Annotated in this window: 17 protein-coding genes; 8 read left to right on the plus strand and 9 right to left on the minus strand. The window is 61.4% G+C overall.

The annotated features are described in order from the left end of the window. The first annotated feature begins 28 nt into the window (after positions 1-28). Both ND528_RS13180 and ND528_RS13185 read left to right on the plus strand, forming a co-directional pair. The gene (locus ND528_RS13180) at positions 29-706 is read left to right on the plus strand and encodes a response regulator transcription factor (RefSeq protein WP_016773623.1); all 678 of its coding nucleotides are present in this window, start codon (positions 29-31) and stop codon (positions 704-706) included. Beyond that, positions 703-2049 carry an ATP-binding protein gene (locus tag ND528_RS13185; protein WP_130909944.1) on the plus strand — a complete coding sequence of 449 codons (1347 nt, stop codon included), beginning with the start codon at positions 703-705 and terminating at the stop codon, positions 2047-2049. Before ND528_RS13180 ends, ND528_RS13185 begins: the two co-directional genes overlap by 4 nt. Before the next feature lie 95 nt (positions 2050-2144). On the opposite strand, the gene ND528_RS13190 is transcribed toward ND528_RS13185, so the two are convergent. Further along, a complete protein-coding gene (locus ND528_RS13190) occupies positions 2145-3143 on the minus strand; it encodes an AraC family transcriptional regulator (RefSeq protein WP_130909946.1) in 999 nt (332 codons plus the stop codon). A gap of 347 nt (positions 3144-3490) precedes the next feature. On the opposite strand from ND528_RS13190, the gene ND528_RS13195 reads away from it, so the two are divergent. Both ND528_RS13195 and ND528_RS13200 read left to right on the plus strand, forming a co-directional pair. Beyond that, positions 3491-4825: a dicarboxylate/amino acid:cation symporter gene (locus ND528_RS13195; RefSeq protein ID WP_024013978.1), complete on the plus strand. Its 1335-nt coding sequence runs from the start codon at positions 3491-3493 to the stop codon at positions 4823-4825. A 145-nt stretch (positions 4826-4970) separates the two neighbouring features. Then, positions 4971-6152 (plus strand): CaiB/BaiF CoA transferase family protein, encoded by a 1182-nt coding sequence (locus ND528_RS13200; protein ID WP_263470491.1) that lies wholly within the window; start codon positions 4971-4973, stop codon positions 6150-6152. A gap of 310 nt (positions 6153-6462) precedes the next feature. Here the strand turns inward: ND528_RS13200 and ND528_RS13205 are convergent, their stop codons facing one another. After that, complete coding sequence (locus tag ND528_RS13205; RefSeq protein WP_024013976.1) at positions 6463-6957, minus strand: SprT family zinc-dependent metalloprotease; 495 nt, start codon at positions 6955-6957, stop codon at positions 6463-6465. 148 nt (positions 6958-7105) lie between these two features. Next, a complete protein-coding gene (locus ND528_RS13210; protein WP_016773629.1) occupies positions 7106-7708 on the minus strand; it encodes a Yip1 family protein in 603 nt (200 codons plus the stop codon). Positions 7709-8133: 425 nt separating this feature from the next. Between ND528_RS13210 and ttcA the strand changes: the two genes are divergently transcribed. After that, on the plus strand, positions 8134-8958 hold the full coding sequence (ttcA, locus tag ND528_RS13215) for a tRNA 2-thiocytidine(32) synthetase TtcA (protein ID WP_024013975.1): 825 nt from the start codon (positions 8134-8136) through the stop codon (positions 8956-8958). Between the two features lie 167 nt (positions 8959-9125). After that, the gene (locus tag ND528_RS13220; RefSeq protein ID WP_263470492.1) at positions 9126-9800 is read left to right on the plus strand and encodes a DNA-3-methyladenine glycosylase I; all 675 of its coding nucleotides are present in this window, start codon (positions 9126-9128) and stop codon (positions 9798-9800) included. Positions 9801-9889: 89 nt separating this feature from the next. On the opposite strand, the gene ND528_RS13225 is transcribed toward ND528_RS13220, so the two are convergent. Genes ND528_RS13225 through arsC form a run of 3 tightly spaced genes read right to left on the minus strand, consistent with a single transcriptional unit; the run spans position 9890 to position 11261 of the window. Continuing rightward, a complete protein-coding gene (locus ND528_RS13225; RefSeq protein WP_130911304.1) occupies positions 9890-10315 on the minus strand; it encodes a DUF2069 domain-containing protein in 426 nt (141 codons plus the stop codon). Then, a complete protein-coding gene (gene wrbA / locus ND528_RS13230; protein ID WP_041479575.1) occupies positions 10315-10911 on the minus strand; it encodes an NAD(P)H:quinone oxidoreductase in 597 nt (198 codons plus the stop codon). The genes ND528_RS13225 and wrbA overlap by 1 nt, the downstream gene beginning before the upstream one ends. Continuing rightward, complete coding sequence (gene arsC, locus ND528_RS13235; RefSeq protein WP_016773635.1) at positions 10908-11261, minus strand: arsenate reductase (glutaredoxin); 354 nt, start codon at positions 11259-11261, stop codon at positions 10908-10910. The genes wrbA and arsC overlap by 4 nt, the downstream gene beginning before the upstream one ends. A 113-nt stretch (positions 11262-11374) precedes the next feature. On the opposite strand from arsC, the gene ND528_RS13240 reads away from it, so the two are divergent. Continuing rightward, entirely contained in the window at positions 11375-11842 is a 468-nt protein-coding gene (locus tag ND528_RS13240; RefSeq protein WP_024013973.1) for a TlpA disulfide reductase family protein, read from the plus strand. Positions 11843-12079: 237 nt separating this feature from the next. Here the strand turns inward: ND528_RS13240 and ND528_RS13245 are convergent, their stop codons facing one another. Continuing rightward, complete coding sequence (locus ND528_RS13245; protein ID WP_123443634.1) at positions 12080-12484, minus strand: META domain-containing protein; 405 nt, start codon at positions 12482-12484, stop codon at positions 12080-12082. Continuing rightward, a complete protein-coding gene (locus ND528_RS13250; RefSeq protein WP_016773638.1) occupies positions 12484-12918 on the minus strand; it encodes a hypothetical protein in 435 nt (144 codons plus the stop codon). Before ND528_RS13250 ends, ND528_RS13245 begins: the two co-directional genes overlap by 1 nt. Positions 12919-13052: 134 nt before the next feature. On the opposite strand from ND528_RS13250, the gene ND528_RS13255 reads away from it, so the two are divergent. Further along, complete coding sequence (locus ND528_RS13255; RefSeq protein WP_122611647.1) at positions 13053-13511, plus strand: hypothetical protein; 459 nt, start codon at positions 13053-13055, stop codon at positions 13509-13511. Positions 13512-13517: 6 nt separating this feature from the next. On the opposite strand, the gene ND528_RS13260 is transcribed toward ND528_RS13255, so the two are convergent. Next, on the minus strand, positions 13518-14507 hold the full coding sequence (locus ND528_RS13260; protein ID WP_197892568.1) for a 2-hydroxyacid dehydrogenase: 990 nt from the start codon (positions 14505-14507) through the stop codon (positions 13518-13520). Positions 14508-14574 lie beyond the last annotated feature (67 nt).

Below are 14574 nucleotides of genomic sequence, written 5' to 3' on the forward strand. Positions count from 1 at the left end.
GGAGTGTTCAAGTGATGGGGAGAAAGGCATGAAACTGTTGGTCGTCGAAGACGAGGCGCTGTTGCGTCATCACCTGCAAACCCGCCTGACGGAGAGCGGTCACGTGGTCGAGTCCGTGGCCAATGCCGAGGAGGCGCTGTACCAGACCGGCCAGTACAACTTCGATCTGGCGGTGATCGATCTCGGCCTGCCGGGCATGGGCGGCCTCGACCTGATCCGCCAGTTGCGCTCGGGCGGCAAGACCTTCCCGATCCTCATACTCACCGCGCGCGGCAACTGGCAGGACAAGGTCGAAGGCCTCGCCGCCGGTGCCGACGATTACGTGGTCAAGCCGTTTCAGTTCGAAGAACTCGACGCACGCCTGAACGCATTGCTGCGCCGCTCCAGCGGGTTCACCCAGTCGACCATCGTTGCCGGGCCTTTGCTGCTCGACCTCAATCGCAAACAGGCCAGCCTCGATGAACAACCGCTGGCGCTGACCGCTTACGAATACCGCATCCTCGAATACCTCATGCGCCATCACCAGCAAGTGGTGCCCAAGGATCGCTTGATGGAGCAGCTGTATCCGGATGACGACGAGCGCGATCCGAATGTCATCGAAGTGCTGGTCGGCCGTCTGCGCCGCAAGCTCGAAGGCCCGGCCGGGTTCAAACCGATCGACACCGTGCGCGGCCTCGGCTACCTGTTCAATGAGCGCTGCACTTGATCCGTTCCCTTCGCGTTCGCTTGATGCTCGCCGCCACCACGTTGGCGGTGTTGTTCATGCTCGCTTTGTTGCCGGCGATGCAGGGCGCCTTCAGCCTTGCCTTGCAGGACTCGATCGAGCAACGCCTGGCCTCCGACGTCACCACATTGATCTCCGCCGCCCGGGTGGAAAACGGTCGGCTGGTGATGCCGTCGCAATTGCCGGACGAACGCTTCAACCTCACCGACTTCCGTTTGCTCGGCTATATCTACGACCGCGACGGCAAACTGGTGTGGCGCTCGAAGGCCACCCAGGAAGAACAGATCAACTACAAACCGCGTTACGACGGCCTCGGTAACGAGTTCGCGCGGATTCGTGAAGCCAGCGGTCAGGAGTTCTTCGTCTACGACGTCGAAGTCAAATTGCTCGGCGGCAAGAGCGCAGCGTTCAGCATCGTCGCTCTGCAACCGGTGCGTGAATACGAAACCACCCTCGAAGGCCTGCGCGAAAACCTCTATCTGGGCTTCGGCGCGGCATTGCTGGTTTTGCTGGCGTTGTTATGGATCGGCCTGACCTGGGGCCTCAAGGCCTTGCGCCGATTGAGCCAGGAACTCGACGAGATCGAAAGCGGCACCCGCGAAAGCCTGACGGAAAAACACCCGCGTGAACTGCTGCGCCTGACCGGCTCGCTCAACCGCTTGCTGCTCAGTGAACGCCAGCAACGCAGCCGCTACCGCGACTCCCTCGACGATCTCGCCCACAGCCTGAAAACCCCGTTGGCGGTGCTGCAAGGCGTCAGCGAAGACATGGCCCAGCGCCCCGACGACCGTGATCAAGCCTGGGTCCTGCAAAGCCAGATCGAACGCATGAGCCAGCAGATCGGCTACCAACTGCAACGGGCCAGCCTGCGCAAAAGCGGTCTGGTGCGCCATCAGGTGCGCCTGCAACCGGTGCTCAAAAGCCTGTGCGACACGCTGGACAAGGTCTACCGCGACAAACAGGTGCGCGTGACCTTTGATCTGCCCGAGCATTGCTACGTGCCGATCGAGCAGGGCGCCTTGTTGGAAATGCTCGGCAATCTGCTGGAAAACGCCTATCGCCTGTGCCTCGGCGAAGTGCGGGTCAGCGTGCGCGAGTCCTTGGCCGGGATCGAGTTGTGCGTCGAGGACGATGGCCCGGGTGTTCCACTCGATCAGCGTGCGCGGATTCTCGAACGCGGTGAACGCCTGGACGCCCAGCATCCCGGGCAGGGCATCGGGCTGGCGGTGGTCAAGGACATCATCGAAAGCTACAACGCGCGTTTGGCTTTGGGCGATTCACCGATGGGCGGGGCGGCGTTCAGGATTCATTTTCCGGCGGTGTAAAGGTTGGCAGTGCCAGCCTCTTCGCGAGCAGGCTCGCTCCCACCTTGAAACGCATTCTCCTGTGGGAGCGAGCCTGCTCGCGAAGGCGTCTGACTTCACAACTCCTGCGCCCGATAAGCCCCCGGTGTCAGCCCCGTCCATTTCTTGAACGCCCGGTGAAACGCCGATGGCTCGGAAAATCCGAGCTGCTCGGCAATCTGCTGCAACGACAGGTCCGCCCGCCCCAGATGGTAGATGGCGATATCCCGCCGCAGCTGATCCTTGAGCTCCTGAAAACTCGTGCCTTCCTCACGCAAATGCCGCCGCAAGGTTTGCGGGCTGATATGCAGATGCGCCGCGACACCCTCCAGATCAGGCCAATTCGCAGCATCGCGGCTGAGCAAGCGGCGCAGGCGGCTGCTCAGGCTGTCGCCGTCGTCCGGGCGTGAGAGCAGGTCGGCGGGGGAGCGTTCGAGAAAATGCTTGAGCGTGCGTTCGTCCTGCAACAGCGGCATGGCCAGGTAGCGACTGTGAAACAGCAGGCTGCTTTGCTCGGCGTCAAAGGTCAGCGGGCAGGGGAACAGCAGGTCGTATTCGCTGCCGTGCTCGGGGCGCGGATAGCTGAAGGTTGCCTGCTCGAGGCGAATGCGCTGGCCGATCAGCCAACTGCCGAGGCGGTGCCAGATCACCAACAAACTCTCGCTGAGAAAATGATCCGGGTCCCACCACTGCGCGTCGTCCAGGCTCAAACGCACCCAGTCGTCTTCGCGACGCAGGGTCAGGCGTGGGGCGTCGGGGAACAGGCTGTAGAACAACAAGCCACGTTGCAGAGCCTTCTCCAGGTTGCGGCAGTGAATCGAGGCGTGGCACATCATGGCGAAGCTGCCGGGCTTGCTCGGGGCGTTACCGAAACCCAGGTATTCGTCGTCCAGCGCCAGCCACAAGCCCTGAATCAGCCGGGTGAACTGCTCAGGAGCAATGCGCGCGCGGGGCTCGTCGAGCAATTCCGCGCTGATCCCAAGTTGCTGCAACAGGCCTGAATAATCCAGGCCGCGCCGGCGTGCACCGCCAAGGGCGGCACGGGCGAAATGGCTGGCGATGGTGCGTTCGCGCATAAGCGGCAATCCTTGTTCAGGCACCGATCGTAACGGCGGGCCGGCAACGCAACAAGGCGGATTTCCGCCAAATTGCAGGACGCTGAATGCTCAGTTGGCGGAAATCCGCCATGCCTCAACTCACTGATTGGTGACAGGAAAATCCCCCAGCCCCTGATATCAAAAGGCTTGCTGCCATTCGCACCAATCTGGCACGACGTTTGCGATACAAGCGACAGAAGCGTGCATTTCTCCCCGCCGGAGAGATGCCGTTCCAACAACAAATCCCTCCAGTGCAGGAGGGTTCGCAATTAAGGTTCGGCGCTCGACAGATGGATGTTGCCGCTGGACGCTTGAGGAAACCTGCAATGACGACTCGTCAGCCACTGTACAAATCCCTGTATTTCCAGGTGATCGTTGCCATCGCCATCGGCATCCTGCTTGGTCACTTCTATCCGCAGACCGGTGTGGCCCTCAAGCCACTGGGTGACGGCTTCATCAAGCTGATCAAAATGGTCATCGCCCCGATCATCTTCTGTACTGTTGTCAGCGGCATCGCCGGCATGCAGAACATGAAGTCGGTAGGCAAGACCGGCGGCTACGCGCTGCTGTACTTCGAAATCGTTTCGACCATTGCCCTGCTGATCGGTCTGGTCGTGGTCAACGTTGTGCAACCGGGCGCCGGCATGCACATCGACGTCACCACCCTCGACGCCTCGAAAATCGCCACCTACGTGACGGCCAGTAAAGACCAGAGCATTGTCGGTTTCCTCCTCAATGTGATCCCGAACACCATCGTCGGCGCGTTCGCCACCGGTGACATCCTGCAAGTGCTGATGTTCTCGGTGATCTTCGGCTACGCCCTGCATCGCCTCGGCTCGTACGGCCGTCCGCTGCTGGACATGATCGATCGCTTCGCCCACGTGATGTTCAACATCATCAACATGATCATGAAACTGGCGCCACTGGGTGCGTTCGGTGCCATGGCGTTCACCATCGGTGCCTACGGTGTCGGCTCGCTGGTGCAACTGGGCCAGTTGATGATCTGCTTCTACATCACCTGCGTCCTGTTCGTCGTGCTGGTGCTGGGTGCAATCTGCCGGGCTCACGGTTTCAGCGTGTTCAAACTGGTGCGCTACATCCGTGAAGAGCTGTTGATCGTACTGGGTACGTCCTCGTCGGAATCGGCATTGCCACGCATGCTGATCAAGATGGAGCGTCTGGGCGCGAAGAAATCGGTTGTTGGTCTGGTGATCCCGACCGGTTACTCGTTCAACCTCGACGGTACTTCGATCTACCTGACCATGGCCGCCGTGTTCATCGCCCAGGCGACCGATACGCACATGGACATCACCCACCAGATCACTCTGCTGCTGGTACTGCTGCTGTCCTCCAAAGGCGCGGCGGGTGTGACCGGTTCGGGCTTCATCGTTCTGGCCGCGACACTGTCGGCGGTAGGTCACCTGCCGGTTGCCGGTCTCGCGCTGATCCTCGGTATCGACCGCTTCATGTCCGAAGCCCGCGCACTGACCAACCTGGTCGGTAACGCTGTAGCGACCATCGTCGTCGCCAAGTGGGTCAAGGAACTGGACACCGATCAACTGCAGACCGAGCTGGCTTCCGGCGGTCGCGGTATCTCCGACGAGCGTGAAGAAGACGACCTGGGTGTGGCTGAAGGCCCAACCCCGAGCAATGTGAAGTAAGCATCGCTTGCACAGAAAAACCCGCTTCGGCGGGTTTTTTTGCCCCCGGAATTTGAGCGCAACGGTCACACCTGCTGACATTTGCGGTGATTGCCCCATCGGCGATGGCTGCCTAGGCTGAGTACATCGCCCAAGGAGTTCGCCCATGTCTGCACCGCTGGCCTCACTGAAGATTCTCGATTTCTCCACCTTGCTGCCGGGGCCGTTCGCCTCGTTGCTGCTGGCGGACATGGGCGCCGAGGTGCTGCGCATCGAATCGCCGACGCGTATGGATCTGCTGCGGGTGCTGCCGCCGCATGATGGCGGGGTCTCGGCCAGCCACGCCTATCTGAATCGCAACAAGCGCAGTCTGGCGCTGGATCTGAAACAGCCCGAAGCGCTGCAGATCATCAAGCAACTGCTGGGCGAGTACGACATCGTGCTCGAGCAGTTTCGCCCCGGGGTGATGGAGCGTCTGGGCCTGGGTTATGAAGCGTTGAAAGCGATCAATCCAAAGCTGATTTATGTGTCGATCAGCGGTTACGGCCAGACCGGGCCGTACAAGGAACGCGCCGGGCATGACATCAACTATCTGGCGCTGGCGGGACTCGCCAGCTACACCGGACGCGCCGACAGCGGGCCGTTGCCGTTGGGCATGCAGGTGGCGGACGTGGCCGGCGGCTCGCTACACGGAGTGATCGGTTTGCTGGCAGCGGTGATTGCCCGCCAGCAAACGGGGCAGGGTACCCATCTGGATGTGAGCATGACCGATTGCGCGTTCAGCCTGAACGCCATGGCCGGCGCGGGTTATCTGGCCTGCGGCGTGGAACCGGGTCGGGAAGACCAGATGCTCAATGGCGGCAGCTTTTACGATTATTACCGCACCCGGGATGGGCGCTGGATGTCGGTGGGGAGTCTGGAGCCAGCGTTCATGCAGCAATTGTGCACGGCACTGGGCCGGCCGGAACTGGCGGCGCAAGGGTTGTCGCCCAGGCCTGAGCAACAACAGGCCTTGAAAGAGGCGTTGCGCGTCGAGTTCGAGCGGCATGATTTTGCAGAACTGTGTGAGTTGTTCGCCGGGGTAGATGCCTGTGTCGAGCCGGTGTTGAGTTTGGGCGAGGCGCTGGGCCATCCGCAAATGCAGGCGCGGAAGCTGGTGACCCAGGTGCCGCGCGGCGATGGCACGACGCAGGCGCAGATGGCCTGTCCGTTGAAATTCTCTCAAGCATTGCCGACGCCAAGGCATGTTGGCGCGGGGTTGGGGCAGCATACGGATGAGGTGTTGGGGGAGTTGGGGTTGAGTGCTGAGCGGATCGCCGAGTTGCGTTCGGCCAAGGCGATTCTGTAGCGCTCATGCCGCCGCCTTCGCGAGCAGGCTCGCTCCCACATTGAAATGCATTCCCCTGTGGGAGAATTGCCGAGTTGCGTTCGGCCAGGGTGATTCTGTAGCGCTCATGCCGCCGCCTTCGCGAGCAGGCTCGCTCTCACATTGAAATGCATTCCCCTGTGGGAGAATTGCCGAGTTGCGTTCGGCCAGGGTGATTCTGTAGCGCCCATGCCGCCGCCTTCGCGAGCAGGCTCGCTCCAACATTGAAATGCATTCCCCTGTGGGAGCGAGCCTGCTCGCGAAGGGGCCAGTCAGGGCACCGCAGAACTGACTATTCCACCCGCATCTCGCCACTGAACACCAGCGTACTGCGGCAGCGCCGGCACAGGTACCGCCGCCCTTGCCGCACAAGGCCATGGCGCTGGGCGGTAAACGGGAAATCACTGTCGGGGCACGGGCATTTGTAGATATAGCGGGTCACGCTGCGCCGCTTGATTTCATAGGTGTGGCAGCGGTCCGGCGGCAGTTCGTAGACGCCGCGCATGATCAGTTGCCACTCCTCGCCATGGGGCTGGATGCGGTCGCCGAACAGTTGATGAGCGATCAGGTGGGCGACTTCGTGGGCCACGGTCTGCTTGAGGAAGTGCTCGGTGTTTTCCCGGTACAGCTGCGGATTGAAGCGCAGCAGGTTCTCGTGCAGATGCGCGACACCGGCTTTCTGCCCGCGCAGCTTGAGACTGACCACGGGGCGTTTGAAGGAGCGTTTGAAAAAGGATTCAGCGAGTTGGTAACAGTCTTCGACGCGGGTATTGAGTTGCTCGGGCATGCTTGATGGATCTCCAGAGACGCCGAGTATGCCGCAACCCCGGCGACTTGCGAATCGCCGACCTGCCGAATGGTCGTCGCCCCAACGAGAAGGCCGCCTTGCGGCGGCCTGTATTGGCAGATGTTGTTTTTCTCAGGCAGGAAACAGGTCAGTTGGTATAGACCGGGCCGACACCCAGGCCCCAGACAATCACGGTGAACGCCATGATCGCCACCAGCACCACCAGGCCGACGGCAAGCACCGAGCTGGAAAACAGGAAACCTTCATCCGAAGGGATGTTCATGAAGGTCGGCAGGCCGACATACAACAGATACACCGTGTAGCAGATGGCCGCTGTGCCGACGATCATCCCCAGCCACATGTGCGGATACAGCGCCGCCAGACCGCCGACAAACAAAGGTGTCGCCGTGTAAGTGGCAAACGCCACGCAACGGGCCAGGCTTGGATTGGCGTCATAGGTGCGGGCCATCCAGTGCACGAAGGCGCCCATCACCGCGACCCCGCCGAGCATCGCCAGGTACGACATGATGGTCATCCACAAGGCGCTTTCGAACGTGAGCATCACCGGCGCGCGGTTGCCGATCACCCAACCGACCTGGGTCGTGCCGATGAACGCCGAGACCGCAGGGATCGCCGCCAGGATCAGCGTGTGCGTCAGGTACATGTGGCTGATGCTTTCCTCTTGGTCGCCACGGATCTCCTTCCATTCCTGATCGGGGTGGGTAAACAGTCCCACTACGTGATGGATCATGCCATTCACTCCTCTTGTCATTGCCATCGCCCCCCAACGGAGCGCCTACGGGCCAAGATGGCCGAGCAAATACAGGTCTTCAGATGTGTGCGACCTTATGTCGCAGTATAGAAAGGACTCCAGCGCACCGGTATGCCGGGCTTAGAGCAAATCGCGCTGTAAACGGGGTGGATAATCGCCTCGGGGTCTTGCGGGGAAGGAATTTTTGGGGTTGAAACACTTTTGTGGCGAGGGGATTTATCCCCGTTCGGCTGCGCAGCAGTCGCCAAGCCATTCACCGCGCAGTGTCAGGCAATACGAGTTCTCGGGTTTTGGGGCTACTTCGCAACCCAGCGGGGATAAATCCCCTCGCCACAGATGCTTCGCGCTACTGGGGTTTTTGCGTAAAATGCCGGCCTTTCGTCACACCTCACGGATTTCGCGTCATGGGCACTCTTACGGTCAACCAGAACAAACTGCAAAAGCGCCTGCGCCGCCTGGCCGGCGAAGCGGTCGCCGATTTCAACATGATCGAAGACGGCGACAAGGTCATGGTCTGCCTGTCCGGGGGCAAGGACAGCTACACCATGCTTGACGTGCTGATGCACCTGCAGAAGGTTGCACCGATCAAGTTCGACATCGTCGCGGTGAACATGGACCAGAAACAGCCGGGCTTTCCCGAGCACGTGCTGCCGGCCTACCTGAAAGAACTGGGCATCGAGTATCACATCGTCGAGAAAGACACTTACTCGGTGGTCAAGGAACTGGTGCCGGAAGGCAAGACCACCTGTTCGCTGTGCTCGCGCCTGCGTCGCGGCACGCTGTACACCTTCGCTGACGAAATCGGCGCGACGAAAATGGCCCTCGGTCATCACCGCGACGACATCGTCGAAACGTTCTTCCTCAACATGTTCTTCAACGGCACCCTGAAAGCGATGCCGCCGAAGCTGCGCGCCGACGATGGCCGCAACGTGGTGATTCGCCCGCTGGCGTACTGCAACGAGAAGGACATTCAGGCCTACTCGGACTTGAAGCAATTCCCGATCATCCCGTGCAACCTCTGCGGCTCGCAGGAAAACCTGCAGCGCCAGGTGGTCAAGGAAATGCTCCAGGACTGGGACCGCAAGACCCCGGGCCGCACCGAATCGATTTTCCGCAGCCTGCAGAACGTGGTGCCGTCGCAACTGGCCGACCGCAACCTGTTCGACTTCACCAGCCTGAAGATCGACGAGACCGCGGCTTCGCGTTTCGTCAATGTCGTCAATCTGTAAACACAACCTGTAGAAGCGAGCCCTGTGGCGAGGGGATTCATCCCCGCTGGGGCGCGAAGCGGCCCCAAAATCTCGGGGTCTGCTGCGCAGCCCAGCGGGGATGAATCCCCTCGCCACAGGGGCCTGCTTCTGCAGGTGTTATTCATTTCCAAACCTCAGGAGAGGGCATGCGCGATTACAAGTGGCTGCACGAATACTGTCTGAACCGTTTCGGTTCGGCGGCTGAACTGGCAGCCCATCTGCCCGTTCCCAAGACCCCCGCACAACTGCGCAAGATCCGCGACGACCGCTACCTCTCGACCATGGCCCTGCGGGTTTTTCGCGCCGGGCTCAAGCACAGCCTGGTTGATGCCAAGTGGCCGGCGTTCGAAGAAGTGTTCTTCAAGTTCGATCCGGAAAAAGTCGTGCTGATGAGCGCCGAACACCTCGAGCGGCTGATGCAGGACGCACGGATCATCCGTCACCTCGGCAAACTGAAAAGCGTGCCGCGCAATGCGCAGTTCATCCTCGATGTGGAAAAGGACAAGGGCAGCTTCGGCGCGCTGATCGCCGACTGGCCAGTGACCGATATCGTCGGCCTGTGGACCTACCTGAAAAAGCACGGCCACCAACTCGGCGGGCTGTCGGCGCCGCGCTTTTTGCGCATGGTCGGCAAGGACACTTTCGTGCCGAGCTACGACGTGGTCGCGGCGCTGAATGCGCAGAAGATCGTCGACAAAGTGCCGACCAGCCAGCGTGATCTGGCGACGGTGCAAAACGCGTTCAACCAATGGCACGAACAGAGCGGCGGACGGCCGATGAGCCAGATTTCGATGATGCTCGCCTATACCGTCAACCATTAAAACCGCGTCGCTGCATTCGCGAGCAGGCTCGCTCCCACCCCTGGAATGCATTCCCCTGTGGGAGCGAGCCTGCTCGCGAAAGCGGTTGGTCAGGCGACGCTGATCTCGCCTTCGCCAGCCAATTTGCGATTCAACTGATAGCGCCAGCGCACATACAACAGCGCCGAGCAGAACACCGCCAGGCTGGCGGCCATTTCCAGCAGGCCGAACAGCTGCCGGTTGGGGTCGTACGCCGCCAGTGCGCCTTTGATGAAATACAGGTTCACCACAAAACACATCCACGAATGGCCACGGGCGCTGCCCATGATCATCGCCGGGGCGAGCACCAGCCACGGGATCAGCTCGACCAGCAGAATCACCCAAGGCCGCGCGCCATGCAGGTCGGCGAACACCAGGTAATAAACAGCGAGCAAGCCGGCGAGGGCGAAAAAGCTCAGCAGGCTGAGCACGCGCATCGCCGTCACCCGTGGCTCAAGCCACTCTATCGAGGGCAGGACTTTCGGCTTCTTCGCCATCAGCCCACCAGCTTCTGCGCGGTTTTCGCCAGACGCAGACCGAGTGCGCGACACAGCGCCACTTCATGCTGATCAAGACCGTTCTTGCCGTCGGCACCGGCGTGATGGCTGGCCCCGTACGGCGTGCCGCCACCTTCGGTTTCGAGCAGCGCCGATTCGCTGTAGGGCAGGCCGGTGATCAACATGCCGTGATGCAACAGCGGCAACATCATCGACAACAGCGTGGTTTCCTGACCGCCGTGCAGGCTGGCGGTGGAGGTGAACACACCGGCCGGTTTGCCGACCAGCGCGCCAGTCAGCCAGAGGTTGCTGGTGCCGTCGAGGAAGTACTTGAGCGGCGCGGCCATGTTGCCGAAACGCGTCGGACTGCCCAAGGCGAGGCCGGCGCAGTTCTTCAGATCATCGAGGCTGGCGTAGAGCGCGCCCTCAGCGGGAATCTCCGCCGCCACCGCTTCGCACTCGGTGGAAATCGCCGGCACTGTGCGCAGACGCGCTTCCATTCCGGCCTGTTCGATGCCACGGGCGATCTGCCGGGCCATCTCGTTGGTCGAACCGTTGCGGCTGTAATAGAGAACCAGAATGTACGGCGTGCTCATGGCAACAACTCCAGCACGTTTTCCGGTGGGCGACCGATGACGGCCTTGTCGCCGACTTCCAGAATCGGCCGCTCCATGAGTTTCGGGTGTGCGGCGATGGCGTCGATCAATTGCTGCTCGCTGAGGCTGGCGTCGGCCAGGTTCAGGGTTTTGTATTCCTCTTCACCGCTGCGCAGCAGCTGCCGCGCGCTGATCCCGAGCTTGCCGAGCAGGGCCTTGATCTGCGTGGCGCTGAGCGGCGTTTCCAGGTAGCGCACGACAGTCGGAGTCAAGCCGCGGGCTTCGAGCAGTTCCAGCGCGCCGCGGGATTTCGAGCAGCGCGGATTGTGATAAAGCGTCAGATCGGTCATGGCGGGTCGCTTCTGGCGTAAAGTGGCGGCTATTCTAACTGTGCGGCGCGCAATCCAGAACCGTCAGAGGCGATGGGTCGCAGGCGCTTTCGAATTTTCACAAGGAACACGACATGACACGGCGATTGGCAGCGGCATTGACGATTCTCGGGGCGTTGATGCTGGGGGGCTGCGGCAATGATTACGGGATCGACCAGAACGGCCAGAAGGTAGCGTCCGAACGTCTGGACAAGCAGTGGGTGGTGCTCAATTACTGGGCAGAATGGTGTGGCCCGTGCCGCACGGAAATTCCCGAGCTGAATCATTTGGCTGATGAGCTCAAGAGCAAGAATGTCGGGGTGTTCGGGGTCAACTTCGACAACGTGCAGGGCGCGGAGCTGAAAGAAGCCAGCGAAAAGCTTGGCATCAAGTTCACCGTGCTCGCGCAGGATCCCGCCGAGCTGTTCGACCTGCCGCGCAGTGAGGCGCTGCCGGTGACGTTCATCATTGATGACAAGGGCAAGGTGCGTGAGCAGTTGCTGGGTGAGCAGACGGCGGCGGGGGTGCTGGCGAAGCTGGAGGCGTTGCAGGCTACGAAGTAAACCGCCAGAAGCCCCTCACCCCAGCCCTCTCCCGGGGGAGAGGGGGCCGACCGAGGTGTCTTTCGTCGTACATCGACCTGAGACACCGAGTTGATTATGGTCCCGTCAGACAGGATCCAGTCGATTATGGATTCGGCGAAGAATTACCACGTCGACATAACTCTTCAATATCCCCCAATCAGTCCCCTCTCCCTCTGGGAGAGGGCTAGGGTGAGGGCCTTGGCGATCCAGGGCGGATCAACCCTCTTCCAGCCACCAGCGCAATGGTTTGCCTTGAGCAGGCCAAAAGCGAACCTGCTCGATCGGCGAAATGTCCCAGCGCTCGACTTTTTCCAGCGCCTGCAAGAAGCGCTGTTCCTGCTCCATCAACGCCGGGGCGCAGAGCTTGCGGGTCTTGCCGATCTTGCCGAAGCTCAGCTTGTCGCCATCCTGCGTGTACGGCGCAAACCAATGGTTGCAACCGCCGTTGCCGTAGGCGCGGCCGTCATCGCCGAGGGTCACGGTCAGGTGGCTGTAATCCATCAGTGGCCGCTCGCCGATCCATTCCAGAATGTAGCTGCGGTTGTGCTGCAGTTGCACCGGCTCTGCGGCGCAACCAACCAGGCCGACACCGATCAGTGCGGTCAGGGCGAGGCGTTTCATCACGCAGGCTCCTGGCATTTCGGGCACAGGTGCTTGTCGCCGACGGCTTTCCAGCCCAGCTCGGCGATGCGCGCGGTGGCGGCGGGTTTCTCGGCGGACTTGCCGAGTTTGGCATCCACGGCGAATTCGAAGCTCAGCTCTTTCGCGCAGCTGTCGCAGTTGACCTGCCAGGTGTGAATGGCCAGTTCGCCGAACACCGGGCCTGTGGTCATCGCGGTCCATTGGCCTGGCGGATTGATCAGGTGGCGCACAGTGTCGACGGTCAGGCGCATGGACAAATCCTTGCTGCCTTTGAGCGTGACCAACAGGGCATCACCGATACGGATCGAGCCACCGTTGCCGGTCACCTGATAGCGGCCCGGAACCAGGGCGCGGCATTCGGTGAGGGTGTGTTGCGGGTTCATCAGGGTGTAGCGGAAATCGTGTTCGACCATGGGTCCTCCAAATATGCGCGACATGCTAGCACGGGCTCGATTGCAGAATGATGCACGCGTGCGACCTTCGATCCGGTTCAAATGCGCCGACAGTCATGGCAAACTGCCGGCCCCCGAATCTGAAGGAACGGAACATGGCGCTGATCGAATGTTATGAATGCAAGCGGAGCATCAGTTCCGAAGCGCTGGTGTGCATTCACTGCGGCGCGCCGATGGCTGAACACGCCGCCATGCAGGCGCAATCGACGGCGGCACCGGTGCAAGCCTCGACGATTTCCTTCGGCAGCCTGCCACGCAACAACGCAGTGCCCGAGGCGGTTGCGCCGCCAGTGTCCGAGCCTTTACCCAAAGTGATGCCGGCAGCGGCGGGGCGCCGACGTCGTCAGCAGGCTGCGGAACAGGCCCGCCAGGAACAACAACCGCTCAACGCCGATGGCAGCCGCCCGGTGGAGGGCTGGCTGAAAATCATGGTGTTTCTGCTACCGGCGTTTTTCGTCTGGTTCCTGCTGCGCAACGGCCATTCCAGCAAGCAGCGCCTGCTCGGCTTCGGCTGGCTGGGCTTGCTGATCCTGGCGTCTTCGCTGTCCAAGTAAAACCGTTCAACCCTCGACCTGGTTCTGCGGCGCACCTGCCGCCCAGGTCGCGATGTTGTGCAGGGTGGTCGCGGCAATCGCGCCCAGCGCCTCGCGGGTCAGAAACGCCTGATGCGCAGTGATGATCACGTTGGGAAACGTCAGCAGACGCGCCAGCACATCGTCCTGCAACGGCAGGTCGGAGCGATCCTCGAAAAACAGCTGCGCCTCTTCCTCGTAAACATCCAGCCCCAGATAACCGAGTTGGCCGTCCTTCAGCGCGTCGATCAGCGCCGGCGTGTCCACCAGCCCGCCACGCCCGGTGTTGATCAGCATCGCCCCGGCCTGCATGTGCGCCAGTGAGTCGCGATTGATCAGATGCTTGCTCTGTTCGTTGAGCGGGCAATGCAGGCTGATGATCCGTGATTGCGCGAGCAACTCCGGCAGGCTCAGATAACGTGCGCCCAAGGCCAGCACCTCGGGGTTGGGATACGGATCGTAGGCGAGCAATTCACAGCCGAAGCCGTGCATGATTTTCGCGAAGGTCGCACCAATCTGCCCCGTGCCGACGATGCCGACAGTCTTGCCGACCAGATCGAAACCGGTCAGGCCATGCAGGCTGAAATCACCTTCGCGGGTGCGGTTGTAGGCACGGTGCAAACGACGATTGAGGGCGAGGATCAGCGCCACCGCATGTTCGGCCACGGCGTGCGGCGAGTAGGCCGGCACACGAACCACGGCCAGGCCGAGGCGTTTCGCCGCCGGCAGGTCGACATGGTTGTAACCCGCCGAACGCAGGGCAATCAGCCGCGTGCCGCCGGCAGCGAGGCGTTCCAGCACCGGGGCGCTGAGGTCGTCATTGATGAACGCGCAGACCACTTCGTGCTGCTCGGCCAATGCCGCCGTATCGAGGCTGAGCCGCGCCGCTTGAAAATGCAGTTCAAGCCCGGCCGGGCAGTCGGCGCCGAGAAAGCTGTCGCGGTCGTAGGTCTGGCTGCTGAAAATGATTGTGCGCATGAATCCTCCTGGAACATCGACGCGGGCCGCAACGGCCCGCGACAACTGTAGCGCTTTGCGCGCGCCG

Source organism: Pseudomonas mercuritolerans (assembly GCF_025706525.1).
GTDB classification, from domain to species: Bacteria; Pseudomonadota; Gammaproteobacteria; order Pseudomonadales; family Pseudomonadaceae; genus Aquipseudomonas; species Aquipseudomonas mercuritolerans.